This window comes from Aliidiomarina shirensis (assembly GCF_003987345.1).
In the GTDB taxonomy this organism is placed as follows: Bacteria; Pseudomonadota; Gammaproteobacteria; order Enterobacterales; family Alteromonadaceae; genus Aliidiomarina; species Aliidiomarina shirensis.
In genome coordinates, this window is sequence record NZ_PIPP01000001.1 from 683596 (window position 1) to 709405 (window position 25810).

Below are 25810 nucleotides of genomic sequence, written 5' to 3' on the forward strand. Positions count from 1 at the left end.
AAACCTATTCGTAATGTTGATACTCCAAGCCTTCAACCCACCATTCCGGTGCTTCTTCACCTTTCAGGTAGTAATCAAAGAATTCAAGCATTTTCAACGTGTAATCAATCTTGTTGGCATAACGCTGCAAGTGGTGCGGTTCACCTTCGTATTGCAACATAACTACCGGTTTATCTAAACGGCGCAGGGCAAGATAATACTCGATTCCCTGCTCCCATGGAACGGCCTCATCTTTATCACCAAACTGAATTAACATCGGCGTATTAATTTTATCCGCCACAAATACCGGTGAGTTCTTCAAGTATGGTTCTAGATTATCATACATACTATCACCAATACGGCTTTGCCCAGTTTCGTATTGGAATTGGCGAGCTAAACCTGATCCCCAACGAATACCGCTGTATGCGCTTGTCATGTTTGATACAGGTGCGCCGGAAACTACCGCTGCAAAAATATCGGTTTCAGCGACCAAGAATGCTGCTTGGTAGCCCGACCAACTGTGCCCGTGCAGGCCAATAGCATCAGGGTCTGCAACACCCATTTCAATGATTTTTTCCATTGCCGGTACTAATGATTCGGTTGCACTTGGCCCCGGGGCACCATGGCGGAAATGAACATCTGGCAAAAACACCACATAATCTTGACCCAAGAAATATGGGAAGTTCGGGCGATGATTCACTTTCATTTGGTTCCACTGGTATAAACGCTGCGAGAATTTCTCGTAGAAATACACCATCACTGGATAACGCTTATTCGCATCGTAGTTATCAGGCTTGATCAAAACGCCTTGCAGTGGCTCACCACGCGTTGATTCCCACTCCACTAACTCGGCATTACCCCACACAAACTCACTCTGCTGTGGGTTTACATTCGTTAGTTGTTTTGGTGCTGAGAAATCACGGTCGGCAATCATTAAATCTGGAAACTGGCGGAAGTCTTGCTCGGTAAACAACACTTGTTGCTTATCTTCACTGTGCGCCAAGAAACTATAGGTTTTCTCGCCTTCAATAAGTTCTGTTAATTCACCTTCTGCCACCTCAAAGTGGTAGAAACCACTGGTTTTCAAGCGCTCATGATACGCACGCAGTAACACCGGCTCTTCCGCGTTAATTACATTGTGATCATCGGTAAACACCACACGGAATTGGCGATCGCTCTCACGGCCAACTTGCGTTAAGTTAACCGCATTACCGTTGTTATCGATTTGCCAGATATCAAAACGATCATATACCCAAAATGCGCTGCTATCGGCGGCCCAACCTGCTACACCGTAACTACGCGGCTCGGCTGGCACATCGTTTTCTTCATCTACCCAAGAAACGTTCGCATTCGTGCCAACTACTTGGCTGCGCCCGCTTTCGCTATCAAAACGTTTCAGAACATTATCTTGCACAAACACAACATAACGGCCGTTTGGCGATAGGCTACCCCGTTCACTTGAGCGCAATTTCTCAGCGACTAACTTGCGTTCGCCGGTGGCTAAATCCACCCAGTAAAGATCATGATGAAAGCCATTCCAAGTTACTTCGCGCTGGTACGGTTCACTGTTCCACGCTAACGCTGCAAATGGATGATCATTTAGACTAATCGATTCGAGTGGCTCATTACTTAGTGCCACCATGTTGCCAGCAGCTGGATAAAAAACTGCAGCTGCGGTTGCGCGTTGCATGCGGCTATAGGTTTGCCGCTGTTGGGGTTGAATCATGCCATCATCGCCGTGCCAAACTTGCAAACGACGATCCCCAAGAAGGCGATCAAGATTGTAGAGATCTTCCGCCGACTTTGGCTTTAAATCAGTTTCCTGTTTTTCTTCTGGCGTTGGCCGATGACCAATAAACAAACGTTGGCTATCATCGCTGAAACGCATTGCACTATGCTCAGAAAGAATCATGCCATCACGAGCAACATCGGCTGGCCGCGCACTTGCTTGGCCCTGCTGCCATAACCACAGTGTTTGCGGTGTTTCCGTTAACTTGGTTTCTTTTTCACCGGACAAAAAGGCAAAAAATTCGGCATTCGGCGCAAACGTAAGCTTGCTATATTTCAGTTCAGTAGAGCGATCGAGAATATAGCGTTGGCTGTTCCCAGTGTTAAACATCACTACCGCAGCTTCTACTTGTGCTTCTTCTTTCGCGCTTTCGTTATCGCTATTGGCCGTTTCCGAATCTGCAGTTTCTTCTTGCACTGCTTCTTCATGTTTAGTGTGCTCAACCCACACCACCCGGCTACCTTCCTCGGCTACCGCATAGTCGCTAACATTATTAACTTGCTGTTGCTCACCCGAACTTAAGCTCACCAGCGTTAGAATTTGCCCTTCTGGGCTACCATTCTCTTTGCTAAATTCTTTTACATGCAGAACTAACAAGTAATTGCCATCGCCGCTAAAAGCCGCCGAGCTGGCATGGCTAAAGCTTTGTTGTTCACCGCTGCTCACATTCACTAACACAGCATTGCTCACTAGCTTTGCCCGCTCTTCACGCGAACTCGCTTGCTCACGCTCCAACAACGTAGGCTCCTGCATGAACACTACGAACGCGCCATCTTGGCTTACTTTTGGTGCATGGCCACGAGGAACGGAGAATGTTTCACCATCTTGGCTACGCACCACGATACCTTCGCGATCGCCGTAATCAGGATTTGCAGAAAAAGCGATGGTTTCTAGATTCTCGCTTTGTTGGCGCTGCTCAATTTCCCGAAACTGCATAATATCAGTGAGTTCTAGGGGGCGAGTTTCTGCAGTTTGCGCACTCGCGGTAGGGAATTGCAGCATGCTGAAAACCAGCACAAGTAATGCAAAATAGGTGGTGAGTTGTTTCATGGCAACCTCGTTAGCGTTTTTAATTATCCTCCTATTATCACTAACTCAGTTGCGAATAACTACCCCACTAATCGCGCCACGGCTAAAGCTCACCGATTTGCGCTTAAATTAACTCGCTCACGAATAAACATGGCCGCAATCAAGCCAAGTAACGCGGCGATTGCTGCCGCAGTGAAGGTGAATTCTGCGCCCTCGCCCTGTTGCCACAAAAAGCCAGCAAGCCAGGCACCTAGAGCGCCCCCACCGGCGAAACCTACACTCAAATAGAACGCTTGACCGCGGCTGTGTTGATCAGCCGGAAAATAGCTATGCACATAACGCATTGCAGCACTGTGATGCAACGCGAAACTAAAGGCGTGAACCAGTTGAATTGGAATCAGCCACCACAGCACATCGGCGAAGTTTGCTAACGCCAACCAACGCAAACTGGTAAGTGCTAAACAAAACATGAGTAAGCGCCGCACGGTAAACTGAACCACTAAACGGCCAGCAATGAAGAACATCGCGACCTCGGCGGCCACACCCAATGAAATCAGTGCGCCCACAGCAATTGGTGCATACCCTAACTGAGTTAAATACAGCGCGAAGAACGCATAAAACGGCGCAAAGCTCATTTGCAGCAACATGGTAGAGATAATAAACATCACAAAAGGCCGCCGCCGAATTCGCCGCCAAAACCCTTCCGGTAGCGGTTGATTCGGATCTTGGTAGGCTCGTTCAGGTTCCTCTAATTTGCTTACTGCAACGAGTAACGGAAGCAATAATATTGCCCCGAGTATTGGAAAGCTCTCTGTGCCTGCTAAATCGAGTAATTCGGCGGTAATGAGTGCCACCAGGATAAAGCCAAAGCTACCGGCCATACGGATACGGCTATAGCGATGGTTTTCAGCACCTAAGCTTGCCAGGGTAACCACTTCAAGTTGTGGCAAAATGGCAGACCAAAACAAACTAACTAATCCGAGTAACGAGGCTACCGCAAGGTAGCTATTCACTTGCGCCAGCAACACCAACATTACCAGCGAACTCAATACACCAAAACGGATGAGCGGCACTAGCTTACCCAAACGATCAGCCACAGCGGCCCAAAGTGGCGGCCCTATTACCCGACAAATAGTGGAAATCGCAATCAGCTCGCCAATTTCGCGCGAGCTAAAGCCTAAGGCATCTAGATAAAAGCCAAGGTAAGGTACGAGTAATGCCAGTACGGCGAAATAGCCAAAATAGGACCAGCTCAAACGCCGGCATTGGCTTTGGAAAGCAATTGGGTTCATTTCAAATGCGGAACATTAGTCGTTACATGGCCATTTTGCGCGCGTTGACGCAGCCAATGATCAATGAGAGTAAGCGCCATCATAGCTTCCGCTATCGGTACCGCACGAATACCCACGCACGGATCATGGCGGCCATGAGTGCTGATAGTTTGTGCATTACCAAATTGATCTATGGTTTTGCCTTCCAGCTTAATGCTCGAGGTTGGTTTCAGCGCTATTTCAGCGGTAACCGTTTGCCCACTGCTAATGCCACCTAAAACCCCACCGGCGTGATTCGAACAAAAGCCTTCTGGGGTCATTTCATCACGATGCTCTGAGCCGCGTTGCTCAACAACCGCAAAACCATCACCAATGCTGACCGCTTTTACTGCATTAATCGACATCAACGCCTTGGCCAAATCGGCATCTAAGCGATCAAAAACTGGTTCGCCTAAGCCTGCTGGAACCCCTGAGGCTTCCACGCGGATTTTTGCGCCCACAGAATCACCCGCTTTCTTTAGTTCGCGAATCAGTGCATCAAGATCGTCGATCTTGCTGGCATCAGGGAAGAAAAAGGGGTTATTGTGCACTTCTTGCCAGTCTAGCTGGCTTGCGGCTACGCCGCCCATTTGTGTCATTGCCGCACGAATTTGAATGCCTTGCTGTTGCAAAAACTGCTGCGCAATAGCGCCCGCGGCTACGCGCATGGCTGTTTCCCGAGCCGATGAACGCCCACCCCCACGATAATCGCGGTGGCCATATTTATGCGCATAAGTGTAATCAGCGTGGCCTGGGCGGAATAAATCTTTGATATCGGAATAATCACGGCTGCGCTGATCGGTGTTTTCAATCACTAATCCAATGGGTGTGCCGGTAGTTTTCCCCTCAAATACGCCCGAAAGTATCTTTACTTGGTCGGCTTCGCGGCGTGGCGTGGTATAGCGATTATTGCCTGGCTTACGGCGATCTAATTGCGCTTGAATATACGCTTCATCAATGTCAATACCGGGTGGGCAACCATCAATCACCGCACCTAGGGCTGGCCCATGGCTTTCGCCAAAGGTTGTTACTCGAAATAGTTCACCAAACGTATTTGCGCTCATGCCTGCCCCTTGCTGAATTTTTTTATTACTTTTTGCTACGTATGTTGTTCATTTTGCCCGTGGTATGCGGCAAAAAAATTATCGGCCTGATTTACTTATCGGCGAACTCTGCCGCGTGCGCAATCAATTGCTCACGATTAATGACAAACACACCAGCGCCACCATTTTCAAAGTCTAGCCAGATAAAGGGTACATCTGGCCATTCTTGCATCATATGCACCATGCTATTGCCCACTTCGCACACCAGAATGCCATCCCCCGATAAATGCTCAGGCGCATCACGCAGGATACGCCGCACTAAATCTAAGCCATCATGCCCTGCCGCTAAACCCAGTTCCGGTTCGTGATGATATTCATCGGGTAAATCCGACATATCTTCAGCATCAACATACGGTGGATTGGTAACAATTAAATCATATACGTTGCCAGTAAGTGCATCGAGCCCATCCGATTCGATTGCGGTAACGCGCTCGCTCAGCCCATGCTCTTCGATATTCATGCGCGCCACTTCGAGCGCATCAGTGCTAATATCTACCGCATCAACTTCGGCATCAGCAAAAGCGTAAGCACAGGCTATGGCAATACAGCCAGAGCCGGTGCATAAATCAAGAATGCGCGCAGGTTCTTCACTTATCCACGGCGCAAAGTGTTGCTGAATTAGTTCAGCAATAGGTGAACGCGGCACCAACACACGCTCATCAACATAAAATGGTAAATCAGCAAACCAGGCCTTGTGCACTAAGTATGCGGCTGGAATTTTATCGCGAATGCGGCGGTTAACTAAGGCCACCAATTGTAGTTTCTCATCCGTGGTTAAACGGCAGTTGCGGCACTCATTTAACTCTTGAAAGCTTAACGACGTAACCGCTGATAACATCAACAACCCTTCTTCCCAACCATCTGCTGCACCATGGCCAAAATATACATCGGCGCCATTCAATGCAGAGGTAATATACCGTTGCCAATCGGCTATACTGAACAAATCGTCGGTTAGTTGTGTGTACTCGTGTGTCACCGTTAATTCTCCCTTTGCAGTTAGGCTCTCGCCATTAGCTGCATTTTACCCGCGGCACATCGGCCGCTTTCGGTTGTAATTGATAGCTTATGGCGCCTATTATACCCACGAATTTGTAGTAAATGAGTATTTCCAGCCAATGGCAGCGAAAAAAGCAAAGAAAACACCCAATAAAGCACTTATTTCTGTACAAGATCGCGAGCTTTTTCGTGCTGAAGTTGAGGGTATCACACCTCTTACACAAGATAGAGCCGAGTTACCGGTAGTGCCGGTGAGCAGAAAGAAAGTAAAACTAAAAAATCTCGCTTTGGAAACTCAGCGTGATAACGCCAGCGATCCCTTCTCTGATCATTATGAGCCGTTATTACCAGAAGGAACCATGAGCTGGGTGGCCGATGGCGATCAGCCATACTTGGCCAAGCAGCTGCGGCGCGGAAATTTCGCGCCAGAGATGACACTCGATTTACATGGCTACACAAAGTTACAAGCCAAGCGTGATTTAGCGGCTGCGATTAAACTCTGTGTGCGCGATTCGTTAAGCTGTTTGTGTGTAATTCATGGCATTGGCCACGGCATTTTGCGCCAGCAAGTTCCGCTTTGGTTGGCGCAGCATCCAGAAGTTCGAGCGTTTCACCAAGCCCCTTTAGAATGGGGTGGCCACGGTGCGTTGTTAGTGCTGCTCCGGAGCGCGCACCCCTTGCAAGATACCTTCCATCGCTAAGGGTTCAACATCAATGACAGCGATACCCGCGGTGGGAAATAACGGCGGTTGTACACGCTGATCCAGATAACTGGTTAGATAACAAACAAAGGGCATGTGCGAAACTAAAAGTACGGTTTCTGCCGGTTCAATTTGCAAGCGCGCCATGAGCGCACTGGCAAACATTTCCGGGTCGCCTTCAGGGGTGATATCGGTTGATACCTCAACTACCTCTGCGCCCACGAGTTTGGCAACTTCCGCGTAGGTTTGCTGCGCTCGCACATAAGGGCTGACAATAACTAAATCAATTTTCGGCGTTTGTTCGGCTAACCATTCGGCTGCGGTACGTGCCTCATCATGACCACGCTCGGTAAGCTCGCGTGATGCATCAGGCTCTACTTTCCCCAACTGCATGGTAGGTGCTTTTGCTTCGCCATGCCGCATTACAAACACTTTCATGAATCTTGCTCCGCTTGCTGCTCTGCATGTTTACCGCGTTTCTGATCTACGCGGCCGCCCGTTACTTTATCGGCACGGCCATCTTCTTTTGCTTGCTCTGCACGACGACGGCGAATCTCTTTCGGATCTGCCACCAGCGGCCGATATATCTCTATACGATCGCCAGAACGGGGTGTATCACTGAGCTTACATGTTTTATTCCAAATCCCTACCGCGTGCTGGCTGAGATCAATTTCTGGAAAAAACCGTTTTATGCCTGATTGCTCAATCGCTTCTTCTACCGTTGCGCCTTGCGCTATCGATAGCGAAACAATTTTTTGTTTTTCTGGCGTAGCGAACACTACTTCTATACTGATAAGGTTTTCAGCCATGACCATACACCTGCCGCGCACGCATCGCGAACGCATCGACCATGCGGCTTGTTACTTCATTGAATACTTTTGCGAAGGCGAAGTGTAACAGCTTGTTAGAAAATTCAAACTCAAGCTTCAGCGTTACCTTGCAGGCATCTTCGGCAAGTGGCTTAAATTCCCAGCCCCCATGTAAATCACGGAACGGACCTTTTACTAGCTCAAGCCGAATAAGTTGCTCGCTGACTAAGGTATTGCGGGTTGTGAATGCTTGGCTAATACCGGCCTTACTGATAGCAAGCTCGGCCACCATACTATCAACCGTTTGCTCAAGGATTTCTGCACCAACACAGCCCGGAACAAATTCCGGATAGGCGGCAACATCATTCACTAGATCATACATTTGACGGCAGCTGTAATGAACTAAAGCGCTGCGTTCAATTTGTGGCATTACAAATACCTGCCTTCCATCGATTGCGGTGAGTAGAAATAAACGTGCGCATTCTACTCCTTCTTTGAAACTGATGCATCTTTTGTGATTTCTCTTTTCAGCGCCCGTATGATGCGTATAATACGCGCCATGAAATCGAAAAATAAATCTGTACCTACAATAGCCCTGAATAAAAAAGCACGCCACGAATATTTTCTTGAAGATAAGTTCGAAGCGGGCCTTGAATTAGAGGGTTGGGAAGTAAAAAGCATCCGCAACGGCAAAGTAAATATTGCCGATAGTTACGTGATCTTAAAAAACGGTGAAGCTTATTTGCTGGGTTCTCAAATTCAGCCGCTGCATCAAGCATCAAGCCATGTAGTCTGTGATCCAGATCGGACCCGTAAATTACTTCTGAAGAAAAAACAGCTGAGCGTTTTATTTAGCAAAGTTGAGCGTGATGGCTACGCCATTGTAGCCACCGCGATGTATTGGAAAGGCCCGTGGATAAAGCTAGAAATTTACTTAGCCAAGGGTAAAAAATCCCATGATAAGCGCGACACCGTGAAAGACCGCGATTGGGCCCGCGAAAAAGAACGTATGATGAAGCACAGCGTACGTTAAAACCCACAACCACAGTAGGTTTGTACGTTTTGCCATTGTCCAGAAGCGCTGCATTGCGCCGTTCCAGTGCAGTGCCATTCACTTCCCATCGTTGCGCAGCCCAATCCACTTTGAGTAACCTGAGCTGAGCTGCCCGCTGCGGTTTCAGGAAAGTTCAATGTAGTAAATGTGAGTGGCTCGGTACCTTGAATGGGCTCCTGAACGAGAAAGCCCGGGCAGTTTGCCTCGGTTCGTTGCCAGTTGATCATCGCTACAATATCACGCCAGACATTGGTGTTTTTCCGATTCCGAGCCCTTATTCGCACCATTTCTTGCCATGATTCACCAGGCGCTAAATCCTTACTTACGGAACAAGTGGTATTGCCAGCTTGCAGTGGTGCAACGATCTCCGGCGTGCATTGCCCCGAGGCACCCGGTACTAAAACCTCAAACTCACACCCATGCACGCACTCACCGCCACCAATGCCAATATTTGCTACGAATTGTTGCTCACCTTGCTCACGGTTACACCCTTGGCAGCTTTGCAGTGATAGCGCCGGTGATGTAGGTGCCTCACACCAACGATATTCGTACATACAGTTGTATAAATTCTTATATAAAATATCCAGCTCCGCGTGCAGCTCATCGAGGGATTCTGCCGGATATCCACGCAGTTCTACCGGCGCGTCTACAACCACATCACCAGCGCTTACGAAGTTGGCCGTAATGCTATTCATATTCCCATGTTGAACACTTAGTGTATTCGCCTGCCCGTGATTTATATTAGCAACGTTGCTCTCTATGCGTGCTATTTCTGCCTGGGCCGCACTGCCGCTGGTTGCCTGCAACTGATTCGCATTAAATCTATTCGACGATATGCGCGTTGCCTGCGCGTTTATCACCGCCACGTTTTGAAAGTGTGCATTGGCAGCGTAGGTATCTTGCATCTGCATTTGTTCTTGCTGCCAAACATTAATAAAGCTATTCGAAGTTAAGCGCAGTAAACCTACATCTCCCTCTTGGCCTGACATTGAAGCGGTATTAAAAACTTCACTCGCTAACGTATTCGCCGTTAGGCTAGTGGCCGTTACGCGCTCACTCTCTAACACTGCGGTATTTAATTGCGAGGTGGTTAATTCATCACTAGTCAATTCATTGCTATTTATTGTTTCAGCCAACAATTCTTCAATATTGACGATTGCAGAACTAGACATGCCTAAGTTCGTATTCATGGCAGAGGGTGTTTCACCACTGCGTTTTAACCAACCAGAACTCCCAGCATGATCATTCGTATTTGCAGGCTCCGTTGCGAGCTGTAACCACAGTTCACTACCACTTACCCAACTAGCCGCTAAATATGGTTGTACCCGCTCTACCCGGTTTCGGCCATACAACTTGATACGCAATGCATGCGGGGTTTCCGAGGGCGACGCACTTGGAACCAACTCAATAGATTCTACGTAGTCGTTTACGCTCCCTGCGAAAGGAGGCAACGGCCAGTGCCCATTTTTTTGGTAATAGTGCATGATCGCCATACGGGTTTGATGCAGTGTTTCCACAATTAGCTCATCTTGCAATGCATAAGCTTTACTTTGATTATAAATTTGTACTCCCAGCGCCGAACCCGCTATCGCAATCAATAACACCAGCAACATGATCAACCCGTATCCGGATTGAGCACTAAAGCGAGACACGGCTTTGCCCCTGTAAACCTAATAACGCATTGATAAGATCTAAATTATCATCAGGATAAAATTGTTGCCCTTCGATGAGTGTTAACGTGGCGAGCCGGAGATGAGTAACGGCTAGGTTATGCCGCGCTTCTCGCATATCAGGTTGGTGCTTTAAAGCTTGTTGATAGGCGTTCTTCGCTGCTTCAATGCGCTGTTCGCGTAGATGCACATTGCCGAGTAAGAACCAGCTCTGAGCATCCTTTTCATTCGCCCGCAACAATTGGCGTAACGCACTTTCAGCGCCCAAGAGATCGCCATTCCGATAACTGGCAATAGCTTGATTTTCCCATTGAATTTGTTCATCAAACTGCAAACGCGGGGTTGCTGAACAAGCCGTAAGGAAACATATAATACATGCCGACAAAACAATTCTTAAATTTCTCATTGCAGGAGCTCCTTATCCCGTTCTTGCTGCCAAAATCCATGCTTAGCTAACACTCCGGCTGGTAATTCAATCACGCTTTGCGCATCGGCGCGATAGCGCCAAGACGAAGGCTTAACGTTGGTTTCAACATGAACGATTTCTTTGCGTTTGTTTAACCAAATCAAATCGATATCCGTGGCCATGGCAAATGTATGAATACTTCGGCAAGGGTTTAGCCAAACGCCTAAAGCATTGCCTCTTGCCCCCCAGCCCAGCAGCCTATTCCAGCCATTTTTCGCTACCTTTAACTGGCCAAGAAACTGTCGGTTTTCCTGCCAGACACATATCAACGATGCGAATTGACCGTGACATTGAATTCGAACACTCCATTGCACCATGTGCTTGCCCTCCTTGCTCTCGATACATTATGTTGGCCACATTAATTTACCGATGATCACACCGATGAAAGGCAACATCGTTGCCGGAAAAACGAATACAACCAACGGTAGCAACAAACGAACCGGTGCTTCTTGAGCACGGGTTTCTATCTCTTCGGCTACTTGCTGACGCCGAACTTCAGCTTGGTAATTTAATAAATCAGCAAGTCGACCTCCATGCTGATTTGCTTGAACTAATAAACTTACAAACATAGCCATTTCCGGCCCTGGAAGCGCTAGTTTTAGCTTTTTAAGGCTTTCAGACAGCGTTTCACCGGTGCGAGTGCGGCGCAATAACTCGCGCATCTCAAGCATCAGCGGATTGCCAACGCCATTCGCCGTGCTCACGATGCGTTGTAATGCACTTTGTAATGGGTATCCCGCCGATAACAACATGGCTAAGGTTTCCATAAACGCAGGTAATGCATAGCGTGCTTGTTGCCGGTATGCTTGCTTCGAACGCAGTAGCCAAATTTTGCGTAATGCATTCGATACTGAACTCGAGTATTGGTCTGCTTTTGCGCTAAACATTCCCCGAGCGCGCAAAATTAACGCCACGCACGTTCCAAAACCAAGAGCAAAAATGGCGATCAGCAATGTTGGTTCATTCATAGCGGAACCTCTATTTTTAGCATGCGATTAATCAACCAATGACCCGCCGTGAGCATACATAGCATTATCACCGCTAAAGCCCAGCCAATATGTTGGGTACTGAGCTGTTGCATCACTTGCTTTTCCATTCCCCAAAGCACTATGCATAGAAAAACAGGCAGTGCCGTCATCACCCTCCCCTGAATTCTGCCTTGTGCGCTCAGGCTTAAAATGCGTTGCTGGAGTTGTAACTTCTTACGCATGCTTGCCGCCAATCGCTCCAATAACGGCGCTTGCTGGCCACCCGTTTCATAACCGAGCTTAAGCGCCACCACAGTTCTATCGAGCTCAATCGAAGGAACCCGTTGTTGTAGGTCCGATAATGCATCGGCGAAGGATTTACCGAGCCTTAGCTGGCGGGTAACTAATGTCATTTCTTGCGCCAAGGGCACTGGCATTTCGCGCGCTAAAAACTGAAGCCCTGCTTGCATACTGCCACCTGAGCGCAATATGTTCGCCAACAGCAATAGAGCGTCTGGAAGTTGTCGTTGAAACGTTTTTAATCGCTTACGCTTCAGGTATTGGTAAAATCGCCAAGGCCCGATAATCAGCGCAGTTATTATGAGAAGCAGCCAGATCCACGTTATTGCGAACAGCCAAAGCAATACGAAAGTAGCGAGGAGAACAACTAACCAAATAGCCAGCAATTGGCGTACAGGAACGAACAAAAACAGCTCAGTTAGGCTTTGTTGCATCCGGTGCTCATAAGTATCTTGGTAGCTAGCTGCCACCTTAGAAAGCGCCATACTCAAGAAATAAGAGAATGCTGCACTGCTAATTCCAATAAAAAATAGCACTACAAATATGTCCATATATTTGCTCACTTACGTTGAGTTTTCTTTCCGTGTTTCTTAATTAACTTATATAAAACATGCATCAGAACATCAGAGCACTCTCTTGATTCAATTGCGCTAGTATTTGCTCGCGCTCACTTGTTGCTAGATGCTCGATAAATTTAGGAATTTGCCCGGTAACTTCGTGGGTTTGAGTGTTCACGTTAAAGCGAACTAATTCCGCAAGTTGCAACACATCGCCATCACTCCCTTGTAGTTCCGCCAAACTAGTAACGACGCGTTTACCGTTCGCCAATCGCGTTATTTGCACTAAGAGCTTAACCGCACCCAAGATTTGTTGACGAATTGCGCTCATGGGTATTTCAATTCCTGCCATTAACACCATAGTTTCCAACCGCCGCAAAGCATCTCGTGGAGTATTCGCATGCAGTGTAGTTAACGATCCATCGTGTCCGGTATTCATCGCCTGTAACATATCTAAGCTTTCTCCCGCCCTACATTCCCCAACAACAATGCGATCTGGCCGCATACGCAGCGCATTAACTACAAGCTGACGAATACTCACCAAACCTTCGCCCTCCTGATTCGCAGGGCGCGCCTCTAGCCTTACTAAATTAGCGTGTTGAAGTTGCAGCTCGGCAGCATCTTCAATCGTAATAATACGTTCATGTTCAGGAATAAAATCAGCAAGAATATTGAGTAATGTGGTTTTTCCACTGCCCGTACCTCCGCAAATAATCATGTTTTGCCGGCTGGTTACCGCAGCTTCAAGTAATTTAGCTAATGCGTTACTTACACTCCCCGAGGTTTTCAAATCCGCCATGGTTAGCCGGTTAATCGCAAACTTACGAATCGTTAAACATGCACCGTCCACCGCCAACGGCGGTATCACCGCATTCACGCGGGAGCCGTTCGCTAATCGCGCGTCTACCATCGGCGCACTATCATCGATACGCCTACCCAGAGGCGTAACAATTCGTTCTATCACCCGACGTACCGCTTGTTCATCGCGAAAACGATATTTACTTTCTTCGAGGCTACCACCGCGCTCCACAAACAGTTGGTTAAAGCGATTCAGCATAATTTCGGTAACCTCTGGATCGCGCAACAAACTTTCTAACGGCCCTAAACCGACCAAATCATCAATAGCACGCTGTATGAGCGCTTCCTCATCCACGCTTTGAATTTCTATCGCTTCGCGCTGCAGCTCAGAACGAATCGCGTTGGCAACCAGCTCTCGCAATTCAGCATCGGATAGCAAATCGATATCGGTATGATGTATGTTTAGGGAGTTCAGAGTGTTCTCGAGCAAACGGTTATATCGGCTTTGTTCTTGCTCAGCGAAATCGGTAAAGTTCATATTTTAGTTCTCCGTGAACTCACGCATGCCGGTGCATCCGATGGCAGCGAATGCACGCCATAACTGTTCCTGTTCAGCGAGTATCTTTTCACTACGAATATTTTGCGCCTGCAAATCACGCGGCGTTATAAACACCACAAGCTCGGTTTCTTGCGATTGCTGATCGCGATTCGATAATAGGCGTCCGAGTCCATTACCAACGCCAGGTAAACCTGAGTGCATTTCACTATTTTCTTGGCTAACGAGCCCCGCGATCACTAAGGTTTCCCCCTCCGCAACAGTAACCATAGTTTCAGCTCGGCGCGTTCTTAATCCGGGCACACCCTGAACCGCTACACCTTGATCCGGCTGACTCAATTCACTGACCACTTGCGTTCGAATACGGCCATCAGCGAGTTTCACCGGTTCAACTCGCAGATAAATGCCATAGTTTTTAAAATCCACTTCAGTTGCTCCCTGCAATGTAATCTGTGGAATAGGAATTTCGCCACCAGCTAAAAACTCAGCACTTTGCCCACTCTCCACTCGGAGTTTTGGGGTGGCAAGCACACGACCCTCACCCCGCTCTTGCATCATTTGCAGCGTGCTAGCAAAACTGCTGGCCCAGCCCACATATCCATACTGGCCAGCCGGCAGCGCACTTAACAACGATTCTTGCCCAGGAATCGCGTTCATACTGCCTTCGCCAATCGCTCGAAACCTAGCGCCCCCTTGCCAATCGCTCACAACGCCTAACGCCGGGCCAGCCATACTCTGCTGCCAACGCAACCCAAGTTGTCGTAATGAGCGCCGATTGATTTCATATACTTTCACTTCTAACTCTAGCGTGGCCACCTCCGTTGCCATGACCTGCACTTGGGTAATATTGAGAACCGGAAACGCTTCCTTTAACTGCTGTAATTTAGCGAACACCAGATCATCCACTTGCCCTAGGACGATTGGTTTTCCCAACTGCCAGAGTACTTCAATGGTTGCACTGGTATTTTCTAACTCAGCTAACAGTGCTTTTAGAACCGGTTCCGGTTCGGTATACACCTGAACACGAATTCGTTGTCGGCTACCATCCTCCAACCACCAAATAACGTCGGTTTGGCCAGCTTGCAGCGCCATAATCATCAGTTCGCGGTCATTTATCAGCCGAGCTTCGGCAACGTCCGGTTTTGCAAGAGCGACTCGGCTTATCGCATGCGCCGTGCTGATAACATCTGTTGTGCCTTCGGCCAAAACAACATCTTCCACCACTCGACTATGCTTTGTTTCTTTAACGTTCAACACCTCACCATGAGCCGTAGGTAAGCGCACCATTAACAGGAGCACAAATGCGAGGTGTGTAGTCGATACCCTTAGCATTATTGAAACTCCCGTGATCTCAGGCCCTGAAGGGTTGTGAATTGCCCCGGTATGATAATTTCAACTTCCGCGGCGCCTTTTAGCTTACTTAAGCGCGAAGAATCATTCGCTTTTCGTAAAATGGGCCAAAGCCCCTGACTATCTGCAAGTTGGCGGAGCATGAAGTATTTATCGAGAGGTACGGCAAGGGTAATCTGCTGATAATCGTGCTTACGTGCTCGATTCCGCTCCGCAACCGACGTTTGTTGCGAAGGCTGCACAGGTTTTTGAGACCGATTTTGCAACTGAAATTCCGCTTTAGTAACGTTCCCCGTTGCCAAAACTTCTACGCGTTCAAGAATGAGATTAGCGTTTCCATGTATTCCGGCGTAGAGATCAAGTACATCGCCTGGCTGCAATAAGCCAGCATGCTGTTGTAACGACGTTATTGACATGGAAAACGGAACCATTCCTTGCGTTAACGTATCAGCAAAGCCAAGCTTGGCATCAGCTTGCAGGTGTAGCCATTGAATTGGTTTGCCAGCTGCAATTGGCGTTTGCAAATCGGCGCGCACTATTTCACCAATGAGCAACTCAGCATCAGTTGGGTGAATAACATCGCTAGGCAAACTCACTTCATCAAGTTCGCGAACTCGCAAATATTCAGAATCGATACGCATACCCGCATTCAATGGCAGTGTAGATACCACAACCGGAACACGAACTGCGGTGCTTTCAACGTGCGTTAGTTGCTGGCTTTCTTTAACCTCTTGAACGTAACGATAAAGCAACACCGCTGAAACCACTGAACAAATCACGCCGATCAGAAATGGCAATAACAGCCCTTTTAGTAGCTTTCCCTTAATCACTGCAGTTCCCTCTGCTGTTGATGGTTATCTATCTATCATTTTACTAAGCCGGGTAATAAACACCCTACCGTCGTCTTGTTGCCAGCCAGCAATCGACACGCTCTCCGTTTTATTCTCTTTGGCAAGGACAAAACTTCCTGCATAAATATCATGCAGCACGATTTGCCAATTACTTGCTTGAGCATCATCTAACGCCTGTCGATAAATACTTCGTATGCTATCGCGAGTAACCCAAGTATGAATGCTATGATCAGTTGCTTGGTAAACTGAAACCGGAGTTAACGAACTCGCTGTTTCTTCCCTAACTTGCTCTTCAATGTAGGCCTCCGACCAAAGCACACGCGAGTCGGAAGCGTATGTAGACACAATATAATCTGCACCGATACAACTCGTTTGCTGCTGTTCTATTTGAAATACAGTACATCCATCGAGGTTGCGTAATAACTCCCTTAGCTTTGAATAAGGTAATCTAGCCGGCCAAATATGTAGGTTATAGCTGGCGAACTGTAGTTTACTGCGCGCTTCTAACAGCACATGCTGAGCGTCAAGAAAACGAGGCGCCATCGCAGGATTGGTATCGGCCATTGATACCATAAGAGCGTGGGCAAAGATCATGGTCACCATGAGCAGTACTCACCAGAACTACAGGAATTTGTATTCACCGATACTGCGCCACTCGGAACCACATCGACATCTACAAAGCCTAAACGTAGTTGCGAAGGTGCAAATTCGCGGGCGAACGGCAAAACAGCAACTAAAGATTGCACATGCTCAAAGCCAATTTTCTGCAAGTAGTGTGATGTTGTTAACGCCTGCGGACGACCAATAAGCTCATGCAAATGCTTCGGCGCCCACCCATCACTTAAACGCAAATAACTTAACCATGGCATGGATGCTGAGTCATCCTCCGAAGCAACTAGACTTGCGGCATGCAGGTTCTTCAAAGGTAAAGAAAAGCCATCCTGCCAATCGAGTAATGACCACAAAGGCTGCATACCTTGAGCAAAGGAATAATCATCGGTTTTACTCGTTTCTAACGTATAACCTTCACCGATGCTTAGCCCCAATTCCGTTTGATAATGTTCTAGCTCCCAGGGCTCTAATCCCACTTGTTCGCGCAAAGGCGATTGCTGCAGGTGCAAGGCTAGCAATTGCTGCCCAGCGTAACGTTGCTGCAATCGCTGATGTAATTCAGGAATGGCCCAAAGCAAAACCGCACCTAACACACTCACTAACAATGCAAGCTCGATTAAAGCTTGCCCACACGCTCTTCCATAAGCTCTGCTCATAACTGTGCTCCAATTAATTCACGCTCAATTTCGGTGATATTTTTTGGCCGAACTTGCCATAACGCATTATGTAAATTTGCCTGCTCTAATTGTTCATCGGACCGCGGCCAAAATCGCTTTGGCCTCTGGAAATACAATTCAACCCGGCCTACTCCCCAGAGCGGGCCCGCGCTTGCTGTTTGCGTGTCCTCGTCGGCAACTACTTTTTCTTGAACAACAAGCGTAATCTGCGGTGGCTTGCCATTTTCTTGCAAACGAAAATACGCAGGCGCACGATGCTGTAACGGAAACCTATAGCTTCGCCTGGTTGTTGCTCGCGAGGTTGTCCAGTTTTGCTGGTAACTATCACCAAACCCTTGTGTATTCCGGCGCGTAGGTAAAGGTTCCGTTAGATAACTGGCGCCACCACCCAAAGGCAGGTAGGCGTTGGTAACCCACAGATCCAGATGTAATTGATGCGTATCTAACGATTGCCACACCACGTTTCCACTCCGGTGTAAGCTCACTTCTGAACCACCCGCCCGGTATACCTCAGCATTAAGGAAATCAACCCAACGATATGTTCTGCGCTGACTAAACGGATCGCGAGAATCACTTACCATTCGTATGTAATCTTTTTGATCATTTCGGTTACGGCTATACGTTTGCATGCGCAACCAAAGATTCTCCGCATCTAGCAAGGTTTGGTGATTTAAGAAGCGTATTTCTAGATCTTTCTCACTCCCCTCAACAATATCTACTGCCGTTGCAATGCTACTAAGCCAAGCAGCCTGGTGAAATGCCCACTGGAATCCCGAAAGCCCTCGAATCACCATTTGTTGCAACGCAATCGCGCTAGTAATACCGGTGCGCATGGGTTGCCGCAGTTGGTTCAACAAGCGCGCAATATGCATCGTTACGCCATTCACATAGGGTATCCAAGCAGACACCATGGCGATATTCGTGCTTGTCTGGCGCGTCATTTCATACCAGGTGTGGAAGCCAATGATTTGGCCGATAGCCATTTCGTTCGCTATCATCGCCCGGTTGCTAATCGCTTTTAAGTTCATATCGCGAGCTGCTATGGTACCGAGTGCTTCCGCTGCATACTGAGCCACCTGCTCAATTTCGGTTCGCTTCTGAGCCTGTTGCGCCACTGCTACAATTTGCAACAATGCAAAAGCAAGCCCCACCACTACCAATGCCGCAAGCACCAAGTAAATTCCCTTTGAGCGTTTCTTAGCCGCCAGAATTGGTTGCTTCATCATAGTTACTTAAACTGTAATCTTGGTTCGCACGTTCCGCTGCATTATCAGCGGCAGTGCCCGCATCACGAACTTGTGTAGTACTTGATTGGCCTGAAATTTCTTGCGCAACTCCCGCCATTTGATTACGCACAGTCTTACCGAAAAACGAGTACACACCAATGGCAGCAACCACAACTAACGCGAGCACAACAATATATTCTGTCATGCCTTGCCCTCGTTGCCGGCGCACACGCAGCGTTTTACGCCCAAGTTGACGGGTTTGTTGGCAGTAAAAATTATGCCGGTATGGGGATTTTGAAACGATATTGGCTTTGAACATAGTGCCCTCCTTGAGCATGATGCTTCCTTATCTTCAGCAACACAGGCTGTTTAGATATAAGAAGCATAGCTACAAGAATTGCACCAGAAAAGTAGTTAGGGTGTTTTTACTCTATTGCCAAATATTTATGTAATTGAACAGATAAGCGCCAATTACGTTCACGGCACACTTTAATTGCCAGTTCAGTTGCCCGCGGGCGTTGGCTTATGGGCTGTAAACAAATAACTGCGTTGGCTTTCGCAGGTTTTTCCGCTAGCAACGCATCAAACGCTTCAATGTGTTTCTCCATTGCTATCGGATATTTTAATTCATTTGCTCGCTGCATTGCGCTAGCAAGCACAGGGTAACCACCGGGCATATCAACCTTTGGCGATACCGTGACCCAAGTAGCGTCACTCGTAAGCACTTCAAATGTGCCACTAGTTTCGATTTGCAGTTGATAGCCAAGCGGTTCAAATACTTCAGCCAACGGCCGTAAATCATACATACACGGCTCACCGCCGGTAATTACAATATGCTTCGCCGTGAATCCAAGATGTTGTATCTGTTCTAAGATAGCTGCAGCGGATAATTCACCATAGCGCTCATCCGGCCCAGTTTTCGCAATAACCTCGCCAAAATCAACGGCATTTTCTGCTGTTTTGCTCCATGTATGCTGGGTATCGCACCAAGGGCAACCTACTGGGCAACCTTGCAAACGCAAAAATATCGCCGGCACGCCAGTGTATAAACCTTCACCTTGGATTGTTTCGAACAGCTCATTTACCGGGTATAGCATTGAATTGGGCTTCCTGTGTTGCTTCTGTATCAGCGGAGATTAAGGTAAGATCATTGCATTAGGCGCATTATAGCAAAACCACAAACGAAATAGTGATTGGAGTTTGGAAACATCATGAAGCAACCAGCAGCGAACAATGAACAGCCAACCGCGAGCAACATTGCCGTGGTCATTTATTCTGGCGGTATGGATTCTTTCACCGTATTAAATCGCGCTATTGTTGATGGTTTTAATGTACACGCACTTTCATTCAACTATGGTCAACGTCACAGCAAAGAACTCGATTATGCTGCCAATGTATGTGAAAAGCTGGGAATTCCGCATAAAATCGTTGATATTCGTGCGATAAACTCACTTCTCGCTGGCTCGTCGCTTACGTCAGACATTGATGTACCAGATGCCGAATATGCAGAAGCAAACATGCAATCTACCGTGGTACCGAACCGCAATATGATCTTGCTTTCGCTCGCCATTGGTTATGCCGTTTCAATTAACGCGGATGAAGTTTACTACGGCGCCCACGCCGGCGATCATGATATCTATCCTGATTGTCGCCCGGAATTCGTCGAAGCAATGAACACGGTGAGCCAACTGGCGAACTACAAAGCGATTCCAGTGCGCTCACCTTATTTACACAGCAGTAAAGGCGATATTCTAGCCGATGGTATGCGCATGAATCTCGATTACGCGAATACTTGGACATGTTACAACGGCCGCGAACGTGCCTGCGGCAAATGCAGTGCGTGCCGTGAACGCTTAGCTGCTTTTGCTGCGCACGGATTAACCGATCCGATCAACTACGAAGTCTAAAATCATTACGGATTAAGCTAAAAACATTTCCAGCAACTTCTGCGCATTTTTCCAACGTTGGCTGCCTTTTACATCGTCAAGGGTACCGAAGTGGCTTTTGCCTTGCAGAATCTTAATCGAATCGCGGCTGGGTTCTGGAAATGTTACATCAGCCAAAACCGCGCGTGCGGCACTTTGATCATTGCAAACCAGTAATAGATCACAACCAGCGGCAATCGCTTTTTCTGCACGTTCTTGCACTGTTCCTGCTACGGTTGCGCCAGCCATCAGCAAATCATCGCTAATAATCACGCCTTGGAATTCAAATCGATCACGTAATACGGTTTGCAACCAAAACTCTGAAAACCCTGCAGGCTCTGGCGCTACTTGCGGATAAATGACATGTGCTGGCATAACCGCTTGAATATTCTGCGCTAATTGTGCGAACACCGAGCCATCATGTTCAAGAATATCAGCAAGCGAGCGATCATCTACCGGAATATCAACATGTGAATCAGCAACCACGGTACCGTGCCCTGGAAAATGTTTACCTGTTGCCCGCATACCCGCTTCATGCATACCACGAATAAACGCGTTCGCTAACCAAACGATAGCACTAGGATTATCTGCGAATGCGCGATCGCCAATGACTTGGCTCGGGCCATGGATATCTAAAACCGGTGCGAAACTATGGTCTACCCCACAGGCTAACAACTCACTCGCCATTAACCAGCCCATTTCCCGTGCCAGCGCAGCTTGCTGTGCTTCGGTTTTTGCGATTTCTTGAATATGGCCCATGGCTGGAATGGCAGAAAATCCCGGCCGGAAGCGCTGCACACGGCCACCTTCGTGGTCTACGGTGATCAGAATGTCGCGTTTCGCCGTATCTCTTATATCGGCAGTAAGCTCAGCTAATTGTTCTGGGTTTTCATAATTTCGGGTAAAAAGAATAACGCCAGCAACTGCTGGATGCGCCAACAGCTCCCGATCTTGCTCGGTTAAATGGGTACCTGAGAAATCGAGAATTAATCCAGACATAAAACGCATTTTCCTGTTTTAAAGGTGAGTATCAAGTAATGACGATACCGTATTGTATATCGAATTTCTGCTCCCTAAACAGATAATTAACGGGTAAATAGCAAGGAAAACACTCGAAGTGTAAAACTCGGTGAATGATTTCATGGAAAGCATTCCAAATTAACAAAAATATAACTATGCTAGAAATATAGGGAATATGATGCCAAATCAGTAATCTAAAACACTGTTTAGCTGCGAATTTTGGCTTGTGTGGCCGAAGCCAGCTACTTGAAGTAGAGAGAAATTATGTGTGCCAGCAAATTAAACCGCAAACGCTCGCCGTTCAGCCGTAACATATTATGGGCTGCTACTATTCCACTGTTCCTTACTGCCTGTGGCAGTGAAGACGTATTTACCGGTGAACCACCGCTCATTGATAACGCGCAATGTTCTACCACTGGTCAGAATCAGCAATTGTTAAACTTCATGAACGATCGTTACCTCTGGAAAGAGGATATGAACGCGAACGTTAATCCTGCGAATTATGATTCTATTTACGCCATGCTTGATGCCATTGTTGCGCCTCAAGACAACTTCTCTTTTATTATGACCGAAGAAGAGTATCAGGCACGTTTTGTTGATGCAGAATTCTTTGGCTTTGGTTTTGGCCTTCGTGATAGAACCGATTTAGGCTTAATCGAACTTCGATATGTATACCAAGATTCAGCTGCTCATGAGGTGGGAATGCGCCGCGGCGATGTAATTATCGAGGTGGATGGCGTATCTATGGAAACTTGGTATAACCGCATTGCCAGTGGCCAAGCTACATGGGTTGATATATTTGGTGAAAATAGCGAGGGTGTAGAGCGCAGCATAACCTTCCGTAAACCAGACGGTAGCTTGTTTACGGAAACCTTGCGCAAAGGAACGGTTGAAGCGAATACAATAATGGCTACCGAACGATTTGAAATTGATAACAAAGATGTAGGATATTTCGTATTTGATAGCTTTGTGAATCGTTCAGAAACAGATTTAAATAACGCTTACGATCAGTTAATCGGTGTTGATGAGCTCATAATCGATTTACGTTACAACAGTGGCGGGCTCGTTCGCGTAGCCAATCAACTTTCATCGCAAGCGGCTTGGAATAATGTTGAGAATGAAATATTTTTAACCTTCCAATATAACGAAAATTACGAAGATGAAGATTACCTTTTTGATTTAGGCCCTGGCATAGAGCGCTTAAACCTTGATCGGGTGTACGTACTTACCACCAGTGCTAGTTGTTCATCCTCGGAACTGGTTATTAATTCACTCAGCCCGTTTGTAGAAGTGGTAACCATTGGATCACCTACTTGCGGCAAACCCGTGGGCCAGCAGCCAGATCAGATTTGCGATAAAATTGTGTATGCTATTACTTTCCAAACTGTAAACGCCGAAGGCGCTGGTGATTACTTCGATGGTCTTCCAGTTACTTGTAGTGCAAGCGATCTTATCGTTGGTGATTGGGGTGACCCAGCAGATCCAATGCTGGCAGAAGCTGCCTATCATCTTACTAACGGGCAATGCAGCGCAGCAGGAGCTGTAGGTTCATTGCGGAGTATAGAAGCTGAGCGGGAACCACTTACTGAAGATCCAATCTTAACCAAGTGGCGCAAAGAGTTTTAAAATCGCGTTTCCTGAACATAAAAAAACCGGCACTGAGTGCCGGTTTTTTTATTTCCGATAAATATTCCTATCGAATTAAATTGGCTTCGCGTTAAATTTGCCTTCTTTCATTTCATCGTTTGCAAAACTATCTACAGCTATAGCGCGCATCCGCAGCACTTCACATTCGCCGAATTGTTCTGCTTCTTCAGCGTTTAACACATCATTGGCCAGTGCTGCCTCGGCAAGCTCGGCACCGAGTAAATTACTACTGATGGTACCTTTCTTCTGCGCTTTTTGTACTCGCTTATACACGTCTTGCAGTTCATGCATACGTACAAACGCAAGTTCCATGTGGCCGGTTACATCCTCAGCGTCGTCTTTCCAATAACTCAAGAATGTGTGGCGCTCACGAGCAACGCCAGGCTGCATCATGGCGTCTGCTATTGCTTGTGCATAGCTATCATCTGGTTTTTGGTAACGAATACCAAATGGGAACACTAGGAATTTCAATAATCCGCCCACGAAGCCATTTGGGAAGTTTTGGAAAAACCCGGAAAACGCCACACCAATGGCATGTAAGTGGTTGGCCAGAGCATAATGTACAAAGGGTAGATCCGCTACCTGACGGCCATCATCTTCAAAGCGCTTAAGCACTGCTGAGGCCATATACAAGTGGCTTAATACATCGCCCAAACGAGCTGAAATCATTTCCTTACGCTTCAAATCGCCGCCCATCGTAAGCATCGATACATCGGCGCAAAGCGCAAGGCCTCTGCTCATGCGTGATAGTTGCTGATAATATTTGGTGGTTTCACCGCTCACCGGCGCATTTGCAAAACGTGCGCCCGTTAACCCATGCCAGAAAGCACTAAACGTATTCCCAGCAGCAAAACCGATGTGTTTAATCAAAAGATGATCAAATGCACGTAACCCTGCATCTTCATCTTCATTCGCTGCCGCTTCCATCTCCGCCAAAACATAAGGATGGCAGCGCGTGGCTCCCTGACCGAATATCATCAAATTCCGCGTAAGAATATTCGCGCCTTCTACCGTAATAGAAATTGGCGTTCCCATATAAGTAGAAGCCAAGTAATTTAATGGCCCCATTTGGATGCCCTTCCCCGCATGCACATCGAGGGCGTCATTCATCACCTGCCGCCCCATCTCCGTCATGTGGTACTTTGTCATTGCTGTGATAACAGAGGGGCTGTAACCCTCACATAGAGCGGTTACCGTTAACCGCCGCATAGATTCTATGCTGTAGTTTAAGCCACCGATGCGGCCCATCGCTTCTTGTACACCCTCAAACTTACCAATTGGCAAGCCGAATTGATGACGCACAAAAGCGTACGCCCCGGTAAAGCGTTGCGCGTTGTGGCCTGTTGCCGTAGCCAATGCCGGCAACGAGATGCCACGGCCCGCAGATAAGCATTCCATCAACATTTGCCAACCTTTCCCGGCATATTTTTGGCCACCAATAATCCAATCGATAGGGATAAACACGTCTTTGCCGTAGGTGGTTCCGTTCATGAACGCTTGCGTTAACGGATAATGGCGATCGCCAATTTCAACACCTTCATGTTTAGTCGGAATAAGAGCGCAAGTAATCCCTAACTCCTCCTTGTCACCAAGCAAATGCTCAGGATCATAAAGCTTAAACGCCAAGCCCAGCACCGTAGCTACCGGTGCCAAGGTAATATACCGTTTGCTCCAATTCAGACGAATACCTACCACTTCTTCGCCATTAAACTCGCCCTTGCAAATAACGCCTGTATCCGGAATGCTGCCCGCATCAGAGCCTGCTTCAGGCCCGGTAAGTGCAAAGCATGGAATTTCATCGCCCTTGGCTAAACCAGGTAGCCAATATTGTTTTTGCTCCATGGTGCCATAATGGGTAAGTAGCTCGCCTGGCCCTAGAGAGTTAGGAACCATAATGGTAACGGCAGCGGTTAGTGAACGCGTAGCAATACGAGAAACGATATGTGAATTCGCCGCGGCGGAAAAATCTAAACCGCCGTACTCCTTACCAATAATCATGGCGAAGAAGCGGTGTTTCTTAATTAATGCCCACACCTCTTCTGGCAGATCGCGCTGATGAGCATTGATATCAAAGTCATCGAGCGCCGCCAACAGTTCTTCTAAGGGCCCATCAATGAAGGCTTGTTCTTCAGCAGTGAAGGTTGGCACCTTAGTTTTTAATAACGAAAACCAATCCGGCTGCCCAGAGAATAATTCGCCATCCCACCATACATCGCCGGCTTCCATAGCTTCACGCTCCGTGTTCGACATCGGCGGTAGCACGCGTTTAAAAAACTTGAACGCAGGCTTCGAAATAAGCTTACGGCGGATATCGGGAACACCCAAAATCACCGCAATAATAAGTAATAAAATCAAAATAATGGACATGACAACTCCTTAACGCCCGTATCGTAAATTCGTGCTCTTATAAACATAGC

Annotated in this window: 26 protein-coding genes and 1 pseudogene; 4 read left to right on the plus strand and 23 right to left on the minus strand. The window is 47.5% G+C overall.

The window, feature by feature from the left end:
- Positions 1-4: 4 nt before the first annotated feature.
- The 4 genes from CWE13_RS03195 to prmB form a co-directional block, all read right to left on the minus strand.
- A complete protein-coding gene (locus CWE13_RS03195) occupies positions 5-2818 on the minus strand; it encodes a S9 family peptidase (protein WP_126805887.1) in 2814 nt (937 codons plus the stop codon).
- Between the two features lie 89 nt (positions 2819-2907).
- Positions 2908-4089 (minus strand): MFS transporter, encoded by a 1182-nt coding sequence (locus CWE13_RS03200; protein WP_126805888.1) that lies wholly within the window; start codon positions 4087-4089, stop codon positions 2908-2910.
- Positions 4086-5171, minus strand: a complete 1086-nt coding sequence (gene aroC / locus CWE13_RS03205) for a chorismate synthase (RefSeq protein WP_126805889.1) — start codon at positions 5169-5171, stop codon at positions 4086-4088. Before aroC ends, CWE13_RS03200 begins: the two co-directional genes overlap by 4 nt.
- A 91-nt stretch (positions 5172-5262) precedes the next feature.
- Positions 5263-6186: a 50S ribosomal protein L3 N(5)-glutamine methyltransferase gene (prmB, locus tag CWE13_RS03210; RefSeq protein WP_126805890.1), complete on the minus strand. Its 924-nt coding sequence runs from the start codon at positions 6184-6186 to the stop codon at positions 5263-5265.
- Between the two features lie 139 nt (positions 6187-6325).
- On the opposite strand from prmB, the gene smrB reads away from it, so the two are divergent.
- Positions 6326-6907, plus strand: coding sequence for an endonuclease SmrB (gene smrB, locus CWE13_RS03215; protein WP_126805891.1), 582 nt, complete (start codon positions 6326-6328; stop codon positions 6905-6907).
- Here smrB and sixA read toward each other — a convergent pair.
- Genes sixA through CWE13_RS03230 form a run of 3 tightly spaced genes read right to left on the minus strand, consistent with a single transcriptional unit; the run spans position 6857 to position 8146 of the window.
- Positions 6857-7345, minus strand: a complete 489-nt coding sequence (gene sixA, locus CWE13_RS03220) for a phosphohistidine phosphatase SixA (RefSeq protein ID WP_126805892.1) — start codon at positions 7343-7345, stop codon at positions 6857-6859. The two genes, smrB and sixA, sit on opposite strands and share 51 nt — an antisense overlap.
- A complete protein-coding gene (locus tag CWE13_RS03225) occupies positions 7342-7716 on the minus strand; it encodes an RnfH family protein (RefSeq protein WP_126805893.1) in 375 nt (124 codons plus the stop codon). Before CWE13_RS03225 ends, sixA begins: the two co-directional genes overlap by 4 nt.
- Complete coding sequence (locus tag CWE13_RS03230; RefSeq protein ID WP_126805894.1) at positions 7709-8146, minus strand: type II toxin-antitoxin system RatA family toxin; 438 nt, start codon at positions 8144-8146, stop codon at positions 7709-7711. The genes CWE13_RS03225 and CWE13_RS03230 overlap by 8 nt, the downstream gene beginning before the upstream one ends.
- Positions 8147-8275: 129 nt before the next feature.
- Between CWE13_RS03230 and smpB the strand changes: the two genes are divergently transcribed.
- Positions 8276-8749, plus strand: a complete 474-nt coding sequence (gene smpB, locus CWE13_RS03235; RefSeq protein ID WP_126806161.1) for an SsrA-binding protein SmpB — start codon at positions 8276-8278, stop codon at positions 8747-8749.
- Here smpB and CWE13_RS03240 read toward each other — a convergent pair.
- From CWE13_RS03240 to queE, 14 genes and pseudogenes are all read right to left on the minus strand, one after another.
- Entirely contained in the window at positions 8746-10422 is a 1677-nt protein-coding gene (locus CWE13_RS03240; RefSeq protein WP_126805895.1) for a type II secretion system protein, read from the minus strand. The genes smpB and CWE13_RS03240 overlap by 4 nt on opposite strands.
- Entirely contained in the window at positions 10409-10846 is a 438-nt protein-coding gene (locus tag CWE13_RS03245) for a tetratricopeptide repeat protein (RefSeq protein WP_126805896.1), read from the minus strand. Before CWE13_RS03245 ends, CWE13_RS03240 begins: the two co-directional genes overlap by 14 nt.
- The gene (locus tag CWE13_RS03250; RefSeq protein ID WP_126805897.1) at positions 10843-11223 is read right to left on the minus strand and encodes a DUF192 domain-containing protein; all 381 of its coding nucleotides are present in this window, start codon (positions 11221-11223) and stop codon (positions 10843-10845) included. The genes CWE13_RS03245 and CWE13_RS03250 overlap by 4 nt, the downstream gene beginning before the upstream one ends.
- Before the next feature lie 27 nt (positions 11224-11250).
- Positions 11251-11874 (minus strand): type II secretion system F family protein, encoded by a 624-nt coding sequence (locus CWE13_RS03255; protein ID WP_126805898.1) that lies wholly within the window; start codon positions 11872-11874, stop codon positions 11251-11253.
- Positions 11871-12725 (minus strand): type II secretion system F family protein, encoded by an 855-nt coding sequence (locus CWE13_RS03260; RefSeq protein WP_126805899.1) that lies wholly within the window; start codon positions 12723-12725, stop codon positions 11871-11873. The genes CWE13_RS03255 and CWE13_RS03260 overlap by 4 nt, the downstream gene beginning before the upstream one ends.
- Positions 12726-12789: 64 nt before the next feature.
- A complete protein-coding gene (locus CWE13_RS03265; protein ID WP_126805900.1) occupies positions 12790-14067 on the minus strand; it encodes a TadA family conjugal transfer-associated ATPase in 1278 nt (425 codons plus the stop codon).
- A 3-nt stretch (positions 14068-14070) separates the two neighbouring features.
- Positions 14071-14913 carry a type II and III secretion system protein family protein gene (locus CWE13_RS12740; protein WP_420837034.1) on the minus strand — a complete coding sequence of 281 codons (843 nt, stop codon included), beginning with the start codon at positions 14911-14913 and terminating at the stop codon, positions 14071-14073.
- A gap of 198 nt (positions 14914-15111) precedes the next feature.
- Positions 15112-15417: pseudogene (locus CWE13_RS12745) on the minus strand (pilus assembly protein N-terminal domain-containing protein); the annotation flags it as partial.
- Positions 15417-16265, minus strand: coding sequence for a Flp pilus assembly protein CpaB (gene cpaB, locus CWE13_RS03275; RefSeq protein ID WP_126805902.1), 849 nt, complete (start codon positions 16263-16265; stop codon positions 15417-15419). The gene cpaB and the pseudogene CWE13_RS12745, both read right to left, overlap by 1 nt.
- Before the next feature lie 24 nt (positions 16266-16289).
- Positions 16290-16889, minus strand: coding sequence for a hypothetical protein (locus CWE13_RS03280; RefSeq protein WP_126805903.1), 600 nt, complete (start codon positions 16887-16889; stop codon positions 16290-16292).
- Positions 16883-17554, minus strand: coding sequence for a hypothetical protein (locus CWE13_RS03285; protein WP_126805904.1), 672 nt, complete (start codon positions 17552-17554; stop codon positions 16883-16885). Before CWE13_RS03285 ends, CWE13_RS03280 begins: the two co-directional genes overlap by 7 nt.
- Positions 17551-18801: a hypothetical protein gene (locus CWE13_RS03290; RefSeq protein ID WP_126805905.1), complete on the minus strand. Its 1251-nt coding sequence runs from the start codon at positions 18799-18801 to the stop codon at positions 17551-17553. The genes CWE13_RS03285 and CWE13_RS03290 overlap by 4 nt, the downstream gene beginning before the upstream one ends.
- Positions 18773-19120, minus strand: a complete 348-nt coding sequence (locus CWE13_RS03295; protein ID WP_338024803.1) for a pilus assembly protein — start codon at positions 19118-19120, stop codon at positions 18773-18775. Before CWE13_RS03295 ends, CWE13_RS03290 begins: the two co-directional genes overlap by 29 nt.
- Positions 19121-19226: 106 nt before the next feature.
- Entirely contained in the window at positions 19227-19898 is a 672-nt protein-coding gene (gene queE, locus CWE13_RS03300; protein WP_126805906.1) for a 7-carboxy-7-deazaguanine synthase QueE, read from the minus strand.
- 114 nt (positions 19899-20012) lie between these two features.
- On the opposite strand from queE, the gene queC reads away from it, so the two are divergent.
- Positions 20013-20708: a 7-cyano-7-deazaguanine synthase QueC gene (gene queC, locus CWE13_RS03305; RefSeq protein WP_126805907.1), complete on the plus strand. Its 696-nt coding sequence runs from the start codon at positions 20013-20015 to the stop codon at positions 20706-20708.
- A 12-nt stretch (positions 20709-20720) separates the two neighbouring features.
- Here queC and nagZ read toward each other — a convergent pair whose 3' ends face one another.
- Positions 20721-21725 (minus strand): beta-N-acetylhexosaminidase, encoded by a 1005-nt coding sequence (nagZ, locus tag CWE13_RS03310; RefSeq protein ID WP_126805908.1) that lies wholly within the window; start codon positions 21723-21725, stop codon positions 20721-20723.
- Positions 21726-22010: 285 nt separating this feature from the next.
- Here nagZ and CWE13_RS03315 point away from each other — a divergent pair, with 285 nt between their 5' ends.
- On the plus strand, positions 22011-23372 hold the full coding sequence (locus CWE13_RS03315) for a S41 family peptidase (RefSeq protein WP_126805909.1): 1362 nt from the start codon (positions 22011-22013) through the stop codon (positions 23370-23372).
- Between the two features lie 75 nt (positions 23373-23447).
- On the opposite strand, the gene CWE13_RS03320 is transcribed toward CWE13_RS03315, so the two are convergent.
- The gene (locus CWE13_RS03320) at positions 23448-25760 is read right to left on the minus strand and encodes an acyl-CoA dehydrogenase (RefSeq protein ID WP_126805910.1); all 2313 of its coding nucleotides are present in this window, start codon (positions 25758-25760) and stop codon (positions 23448-23450) included.
- Positions 25761-25810: the final 50 nt, after the last annotated feature.